Raw genomic sequence first — 15,346 nt, forward strand, 5'->3', positions numbered from 1 at the left:
ATTTTTTTACTTTCTTGAAAGTTTTTTGAAATAAAGAAAATAGAGAGGGAATCCTCTCTATTTATATTCTTGTCTGTATTTGTTTTCTTCAGCTTTGTTAGCCCATACATAATGACCTGGTTTAATTTCAACCATTTGTGGTTTATCTTCAGAGTAATCATGTTGTTCTGGATCGTAAATTTTTAGAACTTTTTTACGTTCTAGAATTGGATCCGGAATTGGGACCGCTGAAAGAAGCGATTGCGTGTACGGATGGATTGGGTGGTTAAATAGCTCTTCAGTTTCTGCTACTTCTACAATAACCCCTTTATAGATAACTGCAATACGGTCAGAAATGAAGCGTACAACTGACAAGTCATGGGCGATAAAGAGGTAGGTCAAGCCTAATTCTCTTTGGAATTTTTTCAAAAGGTTCAAGACTTGCGCACGTACTGAAACGTCAAGGGCTGAGATTGGTTCATCCGCAATGACAAATTCTGGTTCCATGACAAGTGCACGTGCAATACCGATCCGTTGACGTTGACCACCTGAGAATTCGTGAGGGTAACGTGTCAAATGTTCTGCAAGAAGTCCAACTTCATGCATAATATTTTTTACTTTTTCCTGACGTTCTTCTTCACTGTTAAACAAATGGTGGTTGATCAAACCTTCAGAGATAATATAATCAACTGTTGCACGTTCATTCAAACTTGCTGCTGGGTCTTGGAAGATCATTTGAATTTTACGGATCAACTCTGATTTTTCACTATGAGAGTTTCTTCCGTTGATCTTGCGACCGTCATAAATAATTTCTCCAGCACTTGTATCATTCAAACCGATGATAGCACGTCCAATTGTTGTCTTCCCACTTCCTGATTCACCAACAAGAGAGAAAGTTTCTCCCTTATTAATGAAGAAGTTGGCGTTCTTTACAGCAACGAATTTTTTACTTCCTTCACCGAAGGAAATTTCTAAATCTTTAATTTCAACTAATTTTTCAGTCATTTCCTTCCTCCTATTCTGTCATGTGAGTGAAGCCCATTTTTGAGCCAATCTTTTCGTGAAGGTTTTCGATTACTTCTGGTTTATGAACTGTTGGTGCATCTGGATGGAGCAACCATGTCTTAGCCCAGTGAGTATCGGTTACTTTGAAAGCAGGTGCCTCTTCTTCAAAATCAATCTGCATTGCATAGTCTGAACGAAGTGCGAAGGCATCTCCTTTAATTGGAGCATACAATGATGGCGGAGTCCCTGGAATAGAGTAAAGATCACCATCTGAGGTTGATAATTGAGGCAAGCTTGAAAGCAAACTCCATGTGTATGGATGTTTTGGATCGTAGAAAATTTCTTCTACTTTACCAAACTCAACAATTTCTCCAGCATACATAACGGCTACTTTATCTGCAATACTTGCAACCACACCTAAGTCGTGGGTGATAAAGATAACTGTAAATTGGTATTCTTTTTGAAGGGATTTCAATAAATCAATGATTTGCGCTTGAATGGTTACGTCAAGGGCTGTTGTTGGTTCGTCACAGATTAAGATATCTGGACGACAGGCCAAGGCGATGGCAATAACGATCCGTTGACGCATCCCACCTGAATATTGGAATGGATACTCATCAAAACGACGTTCAGCATCTGGAATTCCAACTTTCTCCATATAGTCCAAAGCCATTTCTTTGGCTTCTTTAGCTGTTTTCCCTTGGTGTTTGATAATGACTTCTGTAATTTGTGAACCAATTGTGTTGATTGGGTCCAAACTTGTCATTGGGTCTTGGAAAATTGTAGCGATCCTTGATCCACGAATATTTTCCCAATCTTTATTCGATTTCAAATCTGTCAATTCTTGACCACGGTATTTAATCGAACCTTGGGCAATACGGCCGTTATCTTCTAACATTCCAGTGAATGTTTTTGTCAAAACTGATTTCCCTGAACCTGACTCACCAACCAAGGCAAGAACTTCACCTTCCACTAGCTCAAGCGATACGCCACGAATAGCTGTCAGTACGCGATCGCGCACGTCAAATTCCACTACGATATCTTGAGCAGATAAAATAATATTGTTATTTGATGTCATATCTACTCCTCCTATCTATGTGTACGTGGGTCGCTGGCATCGGCCAAGTTTTGTCCGACGATAAAGAATGACAAGGATACTAAAATCAAAACAGTAAGCGGAATCCAGAATAGGTAGGCATTTGTAGTTACGTTTTGAGAATAGTCAGAAATCAACCGTCCCAAACTTGGAACTGTAATTGGAAGACCAAGTCCGAAAAATGAAAGGAAAGCTTCGTAAGAAATAAAGCTTGGAAGCAACTGTGATGTTTGTGTCACGATAACAGATACCAATTGAGGCAAAATATTTTTCGTAACAATTTTCAAAGTTGGTGTTCCTAATGTTCGGCTGGCAAGGTTGTACTCCAAATCACGGTAACGCATGATTTGGACACGAATGGTATAAGCAATTCCGATCCATCCTGTTAAGGACATGGCAAGAATCAAGTTCCAGAAACCAGATCCCATTGAGTAAGTCAAGACGATAACGATCAACATAAATGGAATGTTTGAAATAACGTTATAAACTTCCATCATGATACGGTCGATAGATTTTGAGATCCCCCAAATTCCACCAACGATGACTCCGACTACAACGTTAATAACAGTGGCGATGAAGGAAATGATAATAGAATTTCGAGCACCAAACCAAACTCCATCAAAGAGGGATTTACCGTTATTATCTGTACCAAAGAAAGCTTTGGCACTTGGTGGATTCAAACGTGCTGAAAAGTCATTTACCTTACTTACGTCGTTGTAATCAAAATTTGAAAACATAGGATAGACAAAACTCATCAAGAGAATCCCAATTAAAATAGCAAGCATAATGATGGTAGTTCTTTTTTTCAAGAATTGTCTGAATACAGATTTCCAGTAAGAATATGCTGGAGCATCGATTACTTCAGAGGCAAAGTCATCGCGTTTTACAAACTGAAATTTATTTTTATCGATTGTAGCCATTATTTGCCTCCTTTCGTATTCGTTAATTTAATCCGTGGATCAAGCACTGTCATCAAGATATCACCTAACATGGCAGCAAAGATACCAAGTGATGTGAAGATGAAGACAAGTCCGATGACCATGGTGTTGTTTGATGCTTTAATAGAGTCAATCAACATTTTACCCATACCTGGGAAAGCGAAGACCGTTTCAGTAAGTGTCGCACCTGAGATAACTCCAATAATAGAACCTGGAATACCAGATACCAATGGAACCATCGCATTTTTGAAGATGTGTTTTCTTGAGATCTCACGTTCTGACAATCCTTTTGAACGAGCAAAACGGACGAAATCTTGCGAGTGGATATCGATCATGTAACGACGAATCCAAACTGCGATAAATGGAGCACTCAACAAGCCAAGAATCAGAGAAGGCAATACATATGAACGCCAATCCTGTGCTCCAAGTACTGGGAATGAGTCTGGAAGTCCAAAGAATGAACCTGCTAGACGCACAATGTAAACAAGGGCAATAGTTGGAAGAGACATCATAAATGTCAAGGTTGCTGTTGAGATGCTATCAAACCATGAGTCCTTGAACAGAGCCATGTAAGATCCTAATGGGATCGCAATCAAGTAAGCAATCGCAATACCAATCAAACCAATGATTGAAGAAGATGCAATCATGGATGGATTCTCATAGTTGCTCAACGTTGCTGTATAAGCGTCCCCTTTACCAAATCGACTGATATCTTGTGAGTCTGCCTTACTTGGTGATTTGTAGGTACGTGAGTAGATATCGATTGAAGATGTCTTTTTACCTGTTGGGAAGTTCACTTCACTCTTCTTAGTTGTTCCTTGTCCTTGGGTAATAACTTGAAGAACAGGGGTATTTGAATAAGTTGGATATGAATTTCCAAGGTTTAAGGTCACAAAGTTTTGGTGTACATATGGGAATTGACCATTAAAGTACAAGAGGTATTTGTGCTTCGTACCAGAACCTACAACAGACCAACCAATAGATGGATCATTTTCAATACGGATATAGCGTTTGAGGTTTGGATTTGAGGCATCTTTCACCCAACCTGGATGATCAAATTGAATCAAATTCGCATAGAAACTAATGACACGTTCAAAAACCGGAATTTCACGCACCGCATAAAAAGACTTACTTTCTGGGAAACGTTTCAACTGCCAACCATGACCTAATTTGTTAATGTATTCTTTATAGATCTTTTCATTAGCAGTAGTCGCATCAACTGTTACAGAAGAATCTTCTTTACTTGCTTTTTGTTGCAAGCTCTTTGAATCCATGTATTCCAAATAACCCATGCGATCATAGACAGTATTTTCGTAGTTGATCTTCGAATCCTTTGTCTTCGCTACTTTATTGTAGTTAGGGTCATTTTTAAAGATGAGATTTCTCGGTGTTAGCGTATAGATAATCATGTAGGTTAATGTCGTGACGAGAAAGATCGACACTAACGAACGCAAAATACGCATAAAAACATATTTTTTCATATTTCATTCCTTTAATGTCCAAAAGAACTTTCTCCCCTAGAAGAGAAAGTTCTAATGAAAATCAATAATTTAATTATTTAACGTGTTTTTCAAGATCTTGTTGAGCTTTTTTGTTTGACTCAGCTTTTTCTTTTTGCCATTTCTTAAGGGCTTCATCGTATTGTTTCTTAGTAACCGGCTCATCTTGAACTTCAACGTATTTCAAGTATGTTGAACCTTTGTTACCTGTTTGTGATGATGGTTCAGAGAATGGAACTACCTTAGAAACAACTGTTGCAGCACCTGTACTTGACATCGTTGGAATAACAATCGCACTATCTGTCAACCAAGCTTGAGCTACTGCGTATTTTTCATAACGTTTCACAACATCTTGTGTTTCGTTGTTTGCATCGTCAAGAAGTTTTGCAAACTCATCCAAACCTACAGCTTTTGCTGATGGGTTATCTACACCACCTGCAAAACCAAGGTAAACTTTTGTTTGGTCCTCAGAAGCTGGTTGAAGAGTATCAAGGTAAGTTGATGGATCATCATAGTCTGGGTTCCATCCTACCATTCCTTGAAGATCCCAGTCTGCGTCTGCAGCTGATGGCACATTCAAAGTAATATTCAACACTTCGTCTGAGTCCATCATTTGAAGATCAAGAACGACATTGTCTTTACCAAGAGTATCTTCTACCGTTTGTTTCAGAGATTGCATCCGTGAAACAAAGTTTGTAGAATTTTGTGCTACCGGTACATCAATATGAATTGGGAATTGAACACCATCTTTTTGAAGTTCAGCTTTGGCTTTTTCAAGTTGCGCTTTTGCTTTATCCTTGTTATAAAGACCATCTTGACCATCTGCAAGGTTGATACCCTTCCATTGGTCTCCATAAGTAGTCAACTTATCTGCAACTACATTTCCGAAGTCTTTTCCATCTACTTGTACGAATGCAGGTGCAACATATGTATTACGGATAGCTGGTTTAGCAAATTCTTTACCATTGACTTGTGCTGAGTAGTTTTCACGGTTCAAGGCAAAAGTGATGGCCTGACGGAAATCTTTGTTCAAAATTGCTTTCTTAGTCGCAGTCTTTTCAGCATCTGATTTTTTAGCAGTGTGTTTGTAAGATTGACGATCAAGGTTAAAGCCAAGAACTGCTACACCTGATCCTGCTGGTGTAGTAAAGATATCGTCTTTATATTTTTTCTCTACAGTTGCAAAGTTTGAACTTGCAGGGAAAAGGCGAGCTTTTGTATAAGCACCATCAGAGAATCCACGTGCCAATGAATCTTGGTCTGATCCATCGTAATAAGTATATTTTACTTCTTTCAGGTGAACGTTTTTCTTATCCCAGTAGTTGTCATTCTTTTCAAATACAACAGATGATTTTGAAGTGATTGATTTAAGAAGGAAAGGTCCGTTTGCAAGGATTGACTTCACATCGTTTGGTTGACCAAAATCATCTCCCTTACTCTTCAAGAACTCTGTGCTTATTGGGAACAAAATTCCGTTAGTCGTTTTAGAGTTCCAGAAAGTTTCAGGTTTGTTCAATGTGTATTGAAGTGTGTAATCATCAACCGCTTTGACACCAACTTGGCTGAAGTCTGTGATTTTTCCTTGGACATAATCATCCAATCCTTTGACAGAACCTTGAACGAGTGGAAGAGTTTCCGATTTTTTATCAGCAGCGTGTTTCAAACCAGTCACGAAGTCTTTGGCAGTCACTTCGCCGTGTTCTTCACCATCCGCATCATACCATTTGACACCTTTACGAATCTTGTAGGTATAAGTCAAACCATCTTTAGAAACAGACCAGTCTTCCGCAAGTGAAGGTACAAGGTTACCGTATTTATCATTTTCTAACAAACCGTCTACCACATTTGTAGTGATGTCATGGGTAGCAGCTTTAGAAGAAATTGTATAGTCCAAAGTTGTTGGATCTGAAGTGTAGACATAACCATAGTTTTTGTCTTCGCCTGAGCTTGCTTTGCTAGTATTTGAACTAGAACATGCAGCTAACAATCCAGCTGCAAGGAGTGTTACTCCGGCAACTGCGAATACTTTACCTTTTTTCATAGGAATTCTCCAATAGTTTTTTTAGATTTGTTTAAGATTATATCACAAGTAGAAAAAAAAGTAAACTAAATTTTCTGAATATTCGTTTTATCACTATTCAAAAACCTTGCTATGACTGACTTTTTAGCCTAATTGATGATTTTACAATTTTCCATTAATCATTTGTATGATACAATAGAGAAGACTAAATAATGAGGAAATTACTGTGAAAAAATTCTTTCTTTCTTTTTTAACCTTCATGCTGCTGTTATGCAGTTTACCTTATCAAGTCGTTCTGGCAGATGAGCTAGAACTTCCTGCTCAAAGTGCTATTGCTGTTGAAGCTGATACAGGTAAAATTTTATATGAAAAGGATTCAGAGAAAAAACGAGATGTGGGGGGACTATCTACACTCTTGACCACTTATCTGATTTTCGAAGCTATTCATGAAAAAAAACTTTCTCTAAAAGATCCTATCAAATTGTCTGAGAAAGCTCTGGCTTTAAATGATATCGAAGGTGCTGGTACTCTTCCTATGGAAGCGAACCAATATACGGTTGAACAGTTATTGACTGCTCTTTTAGTTGGAAATTCTAGTACTGCTGCCTTGGCCTTAGCTGAGAAAGTGGGGGGCTCTGAGAAAAGCTTCGTTGAAAAAATGAAGCAGAAACTTTCTGAATGGGGCATTCAATCTCCTCATTTAATTAATGCTACCGGATTAAATACTCAAACCATCAGCGGAGATCCTGACGGGAAAGGAGACGAAAATCAATTGAGTGCTTATGATATTGCTGTCATTGCCAAGCACTTACTCCAGGATTTTCCTGAAGTGACCAAATATACTTCAAAACCCACTGCTCTTTTTTCAAACACGCAGATTGAAAACCCCAACCTGATGCTAGAAGGCATGCCGAATTACCGGTCGGGAGTCGACGGCCTTCGGGTCAGCAACTCTACCAAAGGTGGTATCACATTTGCTGCATCAACGACGCAAAATGGCATCCACATGATCACGGTTGTCCTAGGAGTGGAGGCAGTTGACGGTGATCCATATGCACGTTTTGTGGCTACTTCTTCTCTGATGAACTACGTGGTACGAACCTTTGTTTCTTCCATTGTCGTCAAAGAAGGAGATCCCTACGGAAAAAGTAAGGCAACTGTCATGGACGGGAAGTCCGAGACTGTTTTAGCTGTTGCAAAAAAAGACTTCTATATTGTTGAAAAGCAAGGCAGTCAAGCGGAACCAAAAATTCAATTCAAGAGCAACCAAGAATCATTCCGAGCACCTGTCAAATCAGGCACAAATCTTGGAAAATTACACTACACTGATCCAGATAAAATCGGACGTGGCTACTTAGAAGATCAAGAGCCAACGGTCGATATGGTATCGGGAAGAACCATTGAGAAAAGCTTTTTCTTAAAGGTTTGGTGGAATGAATTTGTTCGTTATGTCAACGAAAAGCTATAAGCAAAAAAATCACAATGGAGTCAAATCCATTGTGATTTTATTTTGCTATTAAAACGAATTATCCTACAGATCCTTCCATTTCGTAGCTAATGAGTCGGTTTAACTCAACGGCATATTCCATTGGAAGTTCTTTTGTAAAGGGTTCTACAAATCCCATGACAATCATTTCTGTCGCTTCTGATTCAGACAGACCACGACTCATCAAATAATACAGTTGCTCTTCTGAGATTTTTGAAACTTTAGCTTCGTGCTCCAAAGCAACTTGTGAGTTGTGGATTTCATTAAATGGAATCGTATCTGATGCTGACAAATCATCCATAATAATGGTATCGCACTCGATATGAGAAACTGATTTCTTGGAATTTTTGTTAAAGGTTACTTGTCCACGGTAGTCTACCTTTCCGCCACCTTTCGCGATGGATTTGGATACGATAGACGAGCTAGTGTGAGGGGCATTGTGGATCATCTTGGCACCTGTATCTTGGTGTTGACCTGCATTCGCAAAGGCAATGGACAACATGGTCCCACGCGCTCCTTCTCCATCTAGATAAACAGATGGGTACTTCATGGTTGTCTTCGCTCCTAAGTTCCCGTCGATCCACTCAACTGTAGCATCTTTTTGAGCTTTGGCCCGCTTGGTGACCAAGTTGTAGACATTGTCAGACCAGTTTTGGATGGTCGTGTAGCGCATATAAGCACCATCCAAGGCAAAGATCTCAACAATCGCTGCATGGAGGCTATTGCTTGAATAGGTCGGTGCTGTACAGCCTTCCACATAGTGAACACTTGCTCCCTCATCCACGATAATCAAGGTACGCTCAAACTGACCTGTATTTTCGTTGTTGATACGGAAGTAAGTTTGAAGGGGGACGTCGACTTTTACGCCTTTTGGTACATAAATGAAGGTTCCACCAGACCAGACTGCTGAGTTGAGGGCAGCCAATTTGTTATCCGTTGGTGGCACTAACTTCGCAAAGTACTGTTTGAAAAGATCTGGATATTCTTTTAAGGCAGAATCGGTATCAGTAAAGATAATCCCCAACTTTTCAAACTCTTCTTTCATATTGTGGTAAACCACTTCTGATTCATACTGAGCAGAAGCCCCTGCTAAGTAAGCACGTTCTGCTTCAGGAATCCCGATACGCTCAAAGGTTTCCTTGATTTTCTCTGGAACTTCGTCCCATGAACGGGCAGGTTTATCCGAAGGTTTTTGATAATAGATCAAATCATCAAAGTCAATCTCTGATAGATCGGCTCCCCAGGTTTGCATGGGCATCTTTTTGAAGGTTTCAAAAGATTTCAAACGGAATTCGAGCATCCATTCGGGTTCATTTTTTGCTGCAGACAATTCACGAATAACCGCTTCATTCAATCCCTTCCCGGTAGAGAGAATGGGTTGAACATCATCGTGAAATCCAAATTTATATTCACCGAGATCAATTGGTTTCGGTTCGACTCTTTCTTCAGCCATAATTTCCTTTCTTTCTCTGTTTCTTCTTTTAACTATTTGCTACGTTCGATCGCTTTTTTAAGAGCATTCCAGGAGAGGGTCGCACATTTAATCCGTTGTGGGAATTTTGAGACTCCAGAGAAGAAGGCTGCATCTCCCAACTCCTCTTGCCGAGGATCTGACTTCCCTTGGACCATTTCTGAAAAGACCTGCGCCAATTCTTCGACTTCCTCTTTTGTTTTTCCCATTACAGCATCCGTCATCATACTAGCTGAAGCGGTCGAGATCGTACATCCTGAATTAACAAAGGCGATATCTTCCACCCTGTCATTCTCATCAAATTTCACACTTAACTGGATCACATCTCCACAAGTTGGATTGTTGAGTTGGATCTGATCAACATCTTCAATTTGTCCTTGGTGGTGGGGGTGTTTTGAATGATCGGCTACGACCGCCATGTACAGCGAATCTAATTTAGAAAGTGCCATTGAAAAACTCCTTTGCTTTGATCAATGCCTCAATTAATTTATCACAGTCCGCTTTGGTGTTGTAGATATAAAAACTTGCTCTCGTTGTCGCTGGGACTTGTAGGTATTGAAGGAGCGGTTGTGCACAGAGGTGACCTGCACGAACGGCAATCCCTTCATAATCTAGTGCTGTTGCTAAGTCATGCGGATGGATATCTCCTAGATTGAAGGAAATGACGCCAGAACGTTGGGCTAAGTCTTGGGAACCATAGATGGTCAAGCCTTCGATAGCCTGTAATTTTGGAAACACATAGGCAATCAATTCTTGCTCATGCGCTTCTACTTGGTCCATACCCAGCTCTTCTAAGTAATCGATTGCTGCACCAAGTCCAATTGCACCCGCCATATTAGGTGTTCCAGCTTCAAATTTCCAAGGCAATTCCTTCCAAGAGGCAGATTGTTCATAAACAAAGTCAATCATCTCGCCCCCAAACTCGATCGGAGACATTTGCTCTAAGATTTCTTCCTTCCCATAGAGGACACCAATCCCTGTTGGTGCAGCCATCTTATGGCCAGAAAAAGCAAAGAAATCCGCATCTAAGCCTTGTACATCAATGGCCATATGAGGGGTTGATTGAGCCCCATCTACGACCATGATCGCTCCAACTTCATGAGCTAATCGAGCAATTTCCTTGATCGGATTGACCACCCCTAAGACATTCGAAGCATGGGTGATGGAGACAAATTTTGTCTTCTCACTAAGCTTGCTCTTTAAGTCCTGCATATCCAGCAAGCCATCTTTTAGATAGACATAGACCAGTTTTGCTCCTGTCTTCTTGCAGGCTTGTTGCCAAGGAATGATGTTGGAGTGATGTTCCATGATGGAAATCAGGACCTCATTCCCTTCCTTTAGGACTTCTTCTGCGTAGCGTGCCACCCAGTTGAGTCCAGTCGTTGTCCCTCTTGTAAAGAGCACCTCCTTGGTTGATGAAGCGTTGATAAATTTTCTGACTTTCTCACGCACCGCCTCATAGGCTGCTGTCGCTCGTTCAGCCAAAGTATGAACTCCACGATGAACATTGGCGTTATCTTGCAAATAATAGTGATTAACGGCTTCAAGAACACGTTTAGGTTTTTGCGTCGTCGCTGCATTATCTAGATAAACCAAAGGCTCATCGTGAACTAGTTGATCGAGAATGGGAAAATCTTGAGCAATCGTATTTTTATCTAGCATCGTTTCTCCTTAGCGTTGAGATAACTTTTCTTCGATAGTCGCAATCATTTCATCACGTACTTCTTTAACTGGGATTTCAACAATAACAGATCCCAAGAAACCACGCACCACTAAGCGTTCTGCTGTGTGTTGATCCAGACCACGACTCATGAGGTAATACATATCTTCTGGGTCCACTTGACCGATCGATGCAGCATGACCTGCTGTGACGTCATTTTCATCAATTAAGAGGATTGGGTTGGCATCTGAACGCGCTTGATCCGATAACATCAAGACACGGCTTTCTTGCTGAGCATCTGCTCCTTTAGCTCCCTTGATGATATGACCAATTCCGTTGAAGGTCAAGGTTCCTTTTTCAAGAATAACCCCGTGTTGCAAGATATTTCCGATCGAGTTGCAACCAAAGTTGGTCACGCGGGTGTCAATTCCTTGTACCTGACGACCACTTGATAAGGCAACGACTTTCAAATCTGCATGACTTCCGTTTCCAACCAAGTCACTGTCAAAATCTGCAACCACGTTACCTTCGTTCATAACACCAATAGCCCAATCAATGCTGGCATCCTGTCCTAGTTTCCCACGTCGACTGATGTAGGCTGTGACATTTTCACCCAGACGGTCAATCGCCGCAAATTTCACTTGGGCACCTGAGCGAGCGATCACTTCAACCGTCACATTAGCAGTTGCTGTTGCTGAGCCTTCACCTTTTGATTCCAAACGTTCCAAATAGCTGAACTTGCTGTTTTTACCTGCGATAATCAAAATGTGCTTATTAAAAGGTACATCACTGTCGCTATCCTGGTAGAAAATGCCTTCGATTGGTTCTGAAATTTCGACATTGTCTGGAACATAAAGGACAGCCCCACTATTAAAATAAGCTGTGTGGTATGCTGCTAGTTTATCATCATCGTATTTAACCGAAGACATGAAGTAGTCTTCCACTACCTGCGGAATTTCTTCTAGGGCAGTATGGAAATCTGTGAAAAGGACTCCTTGGTCTGCCAAGGTTTGTGGCACCTGTTCAAATACAGTTTGGGTTCCAACTTGGACCAATTTTAAATTTGAATCAAGGGCTGTAAAATCGGGAACATTGGCAGAAGCCTCGCTTTCTGTGATCGTTCCATCCCCAAGATTCCAGCGGTGGAATTTGACGCGTTCAATGGCTGGCAATTCCAACTGATCGATCTTGTCAAAAGATTGTTTTCGTAAATCTTGCAGCCAGCTTGGCTCAGCATGTAGTTCCGAAAAGAGGGTAATATTTTCAATACTCATTTTTTTCTCCTAATAAAGATACTATCTGTTTGATTTTATGACAACATTAGATCACTTGTCATCAGGTTATAGTTCTTCTTTATAGTCGTAACCGAGTTCTTCTGCAAGTTGGGCATATCCTTCACGTTCCAAGCGTGCAGCCAATTCTGGTCCACCTGAAAGCACGACACGGCCTTCCATCATCACATGAACGACGTCAGGAGTAATATAGTTCAACAAACGTTGGTAGTGGGTGATGATCATCGCTCCAAAACCTTCACCTCGCATTGCATTAACCCCTTTAGATACAACCTTAAGAGCATCGATATCCAAACCAGAGTCAATTTCATCCAAAAGGGCAAATGTTGGTTCCAACATCAACAATTGAAGGATTTCATTGCGTTTTTTCTCACCACCAGAGAAGCCTTCGTTCAAATAGCGTTCTGCCATTTCTTCTTTCATGTTGAGCAGTTCCATCTTTTCATCCAATTTTTTGATGAAATCACGAATAGAGATCTTCTCGTCCTCTTCTTTACCAGCATTCATGGCTGCACGTAAAAATTCTGCATTGGTAATTCCTGGGATTTCTGAAGGGTACTGCATAGCAAGGAACAAGCCCATCCGTGCACGTTCGTCTACTTCCAATTCCAAGATGTTGACACCATCAAAGAGAATCTCCCCTTTGGTTACTTCATAATTCGGATTTCCCATAATGGCAGCTGACAGAGTAGATTTCCCTGTTCCGTTTGGTCCCATGATGGCTGCGATCTCACCAGTTTTTAGGGTCAGGTTTACACCTTTTAAAATTTCTTTGCCTTCAATTTCAACGTGAAGGTCTTTAATTTCTAATGTCGACATTGCATTCCCTTTCTTTTTACTTTGAAGTCTAGAAGGTTCTCAAAGCAAAGATTCCTTCATCACAAAGTATTTTTTTACCTTTCAAGTATATCAAAAAAAAGCCCAAATGGCTTTTCTTTTGATTAGAACTATTCTTATTTAGTTTTTTCTTTTCGTTTTTGACGAACTTCCTCCCGGTAGGAAGAATTCCCTATATAGCGCAGAACATTTAACAAAGGACTATGATGTGGACCCAGTACCCCGATCAATTCTGCTAACAACTCTACTCCAAACAAGAGCCCGATCACAAGTAGGACGCCCCCAATGCGACTCGAGATGTTGAGCAAGAGAGAAATCAAGGAGAAAATCATCGAAATTCCATAGATCACAAGTACAGTTCCCCGATGTGTCAAGCCCAGAGACAGAAGTCGGTGGTGTAAGTGATTGCGATCCGGTTTATAAAATTTTTGACCAGACAGGGTCCGACGGATAATGGCTAAAAAGGTATCTGTAATCGGTACTCCCAAAATGATCATAGGAGTAACGACAGCAACTGCCGTTGAATTTTTCAAACCTTGCAAGGACAAGACAGAAATCATGAATCCTATAAACAAGGCACCCGTGTCTCCCAAATAGAGAATAGCCGGATGGTAGTTAAAAGGAAAGAAACCTGCGATGGACGCAACCAAGACAAAGATCGTCATGGTCAAAAAGAGATTGGGCACCGGCAGAAAGAAATAGGACACAATCCCCATTGTCACGAGAGAAATAATAGAGACCCCACTCACCAATCCATCTAGTCCATCAATCAGATTGACCGCATTGGTGATAGAAACAATCCAAATCACTGTCAAAAGATACGATAGCCATGGTTCAAAATGAAGTAAGGGACCACCGAAAGGAATCTTAAAATCATTCAGCCGAAAATCCGTCAAAAACCAGACCAGACTCGCCGCTAGCAGGATGCCGATCATCTTTTTCTTGGCAGACAACTCTTTTACATCATCGATCAAGCCTGTGAGAGCGATAATCCATCCCGCTCCTACGACCGGCAATGTATAGGAGAGGTAACTTTTGATTGGTGCGGCGGTGGATGTCAGCATAGGAATAAAGACGAGAGTCGCAATCGAAAAAGCGATCACAATAGACAGTCCACCCGCGCTTGGCATGGGTTTGGTATTGATCCGACGCGCATTCGGATAATCTACGGCATCAATCTTAAAGGAGAATAGGCGAACCAAGGGCGTCAATACCAAGGCAATCACAAAAGTCCCAATCAGCACCAGAACAAATTGCAAGGAAAAGGACATCATAAGCTAGCAACTTTCTTCAAATTCTCAATCGCACCAGACACCATTAATAAATGACCATGTTCCTGCAGAACTGCCCGTGTCACTTCTGAATCATCCGCATACTCCCGAATGATAGCAAGTAACCAGGTTGGATATTGATTTGGTTGATCCTCTGTATCGATCAAGACAGTTAAATAATAATCGGATCCCATTTTGTATAATTCAGAGGTATCCACTGGAAAGCTGACCGTTTTTGAAAAAGCGACTGCTTGCTGGATATTTGAAAAACGCAAAATGTAATAAATATACTGACTTACTAGTGATTCAGGTGTCGGATCTTGTTCTTGATTGTCACGTAACTCTTCTTGTTCCAAATGGTGAATAGCTTCTGCATCCCCTTTTGTCTTATCAGAGATTGTTTTTTCCAAGGTTTTGATAAATTCATCTGGCGTCATGCGCGACAACTCTTCCATATCAGGAAGATCTGACAAATCCTCAAAATCCAATTGTTGGTCAATTTTTGATTTGGTAACAAAAACATCCAATTTATCTGGTTTTGGTGTCACACGAAAACTCAGCATCCCGCTATCCAGGAAGCTTTCTGGCATTTCGAGCTCATCCAAAATGGCGTAGAAAAATTCTTCTGTTTTTTCTTGCGGGACAAGAAAATCAGCAATTTCCATCCCACGTTCTTCTAAGTCTTCTAGTTGGATTGTGATTTTAATAGTTGAATCACTAATTTGCTTCATCTTCATAGCATAACCTCATACTTCTAGTCTTACTATTATACTAAAAAATTGGATAGAATTC

The 15,346-nt window shown here is 40.6% G+C and carries 13 protein-coding genes; 1 reads left to right on the top strand and 12 read right to left on the bottom strand.

Annotated features, from left to right (window positions below):
- Positions 1 to 57 precede the first annotated feature (57 nt).
- From O3642_RS05820 to O3642_RS05840, 5 genes are all read right to left on the bottom strand, one after another.
- Positions 58 to 984, bottom strand: coding sequence for an ATP-binding cassette domain-containing protein (locus O3642_RS05820; protein ID WP_021154496.1), 927 nt, complete (start codon positions 982 to 984; stop codon positions 58 to 60).
- Positions 985 to 994: 10 nt separating this feature from the next.
- Positions 995 to 2,062 (bottom strand): ABC transporter ATP-binding protein, encoded by a 1,068-nt coding sequence (locus O3642_RS05825; RefSeq protein WP_371605581.1) that lies wholly within the window; start codon positions 2,060 to 2,062, stop codon positions 995 to 997.
- Positions 2,063 to 2,073: 11 nt separating this feature from the next.
- A complete protein-coding gene (gene oppC, locus O3642_RS05830) occupies positions 2,074 to 3,000 on the bottom strand; it encodes an oligopeptide ABC transporter permease OppC (RefSeq protein ID WP_003010290.1) in 927 nt (308 codons plus the stop codon).
- Positions 3,000 to 4,499, bottom strand: coding sequence for an ABC transporter permease (locus O3642_RS05835; protein ID WP_070660865.1), 1,500 nt, complete (start codon positions 4,497 to 4,499; stop codon positions 3,000 to 3,002). The genes oppC and O3642_RS05835 overlap by 1 nt, the downstream gene beginning before the upstream one ends.
- A 73-nt stretch (positions 4,500 to 4,572) precedes the next feature.
- The gene (locus tag O3642_RS05840; RefSeq protein ID WP_155127073.1) at positions 4,573 to 6,558 is read right to left on the bottom strand and encodes a peptide ABC transporter substrate-binding protein; all 1,986 of its coding nucleotides are present in this window, start codon (positions 6,556 to 6,558) and stop codon (positions 4,573 to 4,575) included.
- 205 nt (positions 6,559 to 6,763) lie between these two features.
- Here O3642_RS05840 and O3642_RS05845 point away from each other — a divergent pair, with 205 nt between their 5' ends.
- Positions 6,764 to 8,005 (top strand): serine hydrolase, encoded by a 1,242-nt coding sequence (locus O3642_RS05845; RefSeq protein WP_320910915.1) that lies wholly within the window; start codon positions 6,764 to 6,766, stop codon positions 8,003 to 8,005.
- Positions 8,006 to 8,063: 58 nt separating this feature from the next.
- On the opposite strand, the gene sufB is transcribed toward O3642_RS05845, so the two are convergent.
- The 7 genes from sufB to mecA all read right to left on the bottom strand — a co-directional run bounded on the left by sufB (position 8,064) and on the right by mecA (position 15,291).
- Positions 8,064 to 9,476, bottom strand: coding sequence for a Fe-S cluster assembly protein SufB (gene sufB / locus O3642_RS05850; RefSeq protein ID WP_003010279.1), 1,413 nt, complete (start codon positions 9,474 to 9,476; stop codon positions 8,064 to 8,066).
- Between the two features lie 32 nt (positions 9,477 to 9,508).
- Complete coding sequence (gene sufU, locus O3642_RS05855) at positions 9,509 to 9,943, bottom strand: Fe-S cluster assembly sulfur transfer protein SufU (protein WP_371605582.1); 435 nt, start codon at positions 9,941 to 9,943, stop codon at positions 9,509 to 9,511.
- Entirely contained in the window at positions 9,930 to 11,156 is a 1,227-nt protein-coding gene (locus tag O3642_RS05860; RefSeq protein ID WP_371605583.1) for a cysteine desulfurase, read from the bottom strand. Before O3642_RS05860 ends, sufU begins: the two co-directional genes overlap by 14 nt.
- Positions 11,157 to 11,165: 9 nt before the next feature.
- Positions 11,166 to 12,428 (bottom strand): Fe-S cluster assembly protein SufD, encoded by a 1,263-nt coding sequence (gene sufD / locus O3642_RS05865; RefSeq protein ID WP_371605584.1) that lies wholly within the window; start codon positions 12,426 to 12,428, stop codon positions 11,166 to 11,168.
- 66 nt (positions 12,429 to 12,494) lie between these two features.
- The gene (sufC, locus tag O3642_RS05870; RefSeq protein WP_003004238.1) at positions 12,495 to 13,265 is read right to left on the bottom strand and encodes a Fe-S cluster assembly ATPase SufC; all 771 of its coding nucleotides are present in this window, start codon (positions 13,263 to 13,265) and stop codon (positions 12,495 to 12,497) included.
- Positions 13,266 to 13,399: 134 nt separating this feature from the next.
- Positions 13,400 to 14,557: a glycosyltransferase family 4 protein gene (locus O3642_RS05875; RefSeq protein WP_369088136.1), complete on the bottom strand. Its 1,158-nt coding sequence runs from the start codon at positions 14,555 to 14,557 to the stop codon at positions 13,400 to 13,402.
- Complete coding sequence (gene mecA / locus O3642_RS05880; protein ID WP_151379282.1) at positions 14,554 to 15,291, bottom strand: adaptor protein MecA; 738 nt, start codon at positions 15,289 to 15,291, stop codon at positions 14,554 to 14,556. Before mecA ends, O3642_RS05875 begins: the two co-directional genes overlap by 4 nt.
- Between the last annotated feature and the right edge of the window lie 55 nt (positions 15,292 to 15,346).

Source organism: Streptococcus sp. 27098_8_66, assembly GCF_041431945.1.
GTDB classification, from domain to species: Bacteria; Bacillota; Bacilli; order Lactobacillales; family Streptococcaceae; genus Streptococcus; species Streptococcus dentalis.

Excerpts from the sequence above, each read along its gene's own strand:
- O3642_RS05820 (WP_021154496.1), bottom strand. The coding sequence starts at position 984 with ATGACTGAAAAATTAGTTGAAATTAAAGATTTAGAAATTTCCTTCGGT.
- O3642_RS05825 (WP_371605581.1), bottom strand. The coding sequence starts at position 2,062 with ATGACATCAAATAACAATATTATTTTATCTGCTCAAGATATCGTAGTG.
- oppC (WP_003010290.1), bottom strand. The coding sequence starts at position 3,000 with ATGGCTACAATCGATAAAAATAAATTTCAGTTTGTAAAACGCGATGAC.
- O3642_RS05835 (WP_070660865.1), bottom strand. The coding sequence starts at position 4,499 with ATGAAAAAATATGTTTTTATGCGTATTTTGCGTTCGTTAGTGTCGATC.
- O3642_RS05840 (WP_155127073.1), bottom strand. The coding sequence starts at position 6,558 with ATGAAAAAAGGTAAAGTATTCGCAGTTGCCGGAGTAACACTCCTTGCA.
- sufB (WP_003010279.1), bottom strand. The coding sequence starts at position 9,476 with ATGGCTGAAGAAAGAGTCGAACCGAAACCAATTGATCTCGGTGAATAT.
- sufU (WP_371605582.1), bottom strand. The coding sequence starts at position 9,943 with ATGGCACTTTCTAAATTAGATTCGCTGTACATGGCGGTCGTAGCCGAT.
- O3642_RS05860 (WP_371605583.1), bottom strand. The coding sequence starts at position 11,156 with ATGCTAGATAAAAATACGATTGCTCAAGATTTTCCCATTCTCGATCAA.
- sufD (WP_371605584.1), bottom strand. The coding sequence starts at position 12,428 with ATGAGTATTGAAAATATTACCCTCTTTTCGGAACTACATGCTGAGCCA.
- sufC (WP_003004238.1), bottom strand. The coding sequence starts at position 13,265 with ATGTCGACATTAGAAATTAAAGACCTTCACGTTGAAATTGAAGGCAAA.
- O3642_RS05875 (WP_369088136.1), bottom strand. The coding sequence starts at position 14,557 with ATGATGTCCTTTTCCTTGCAATTTGTTCTGGTGCTGATTGGGACTTTT.
- mecA (WP_151379282.1), bottom strand. The coding sequence starts at position 15,291 with ATGAAGATGAAGCAAATTAGTGATTCAACTATTAAAATCACAATCCAA.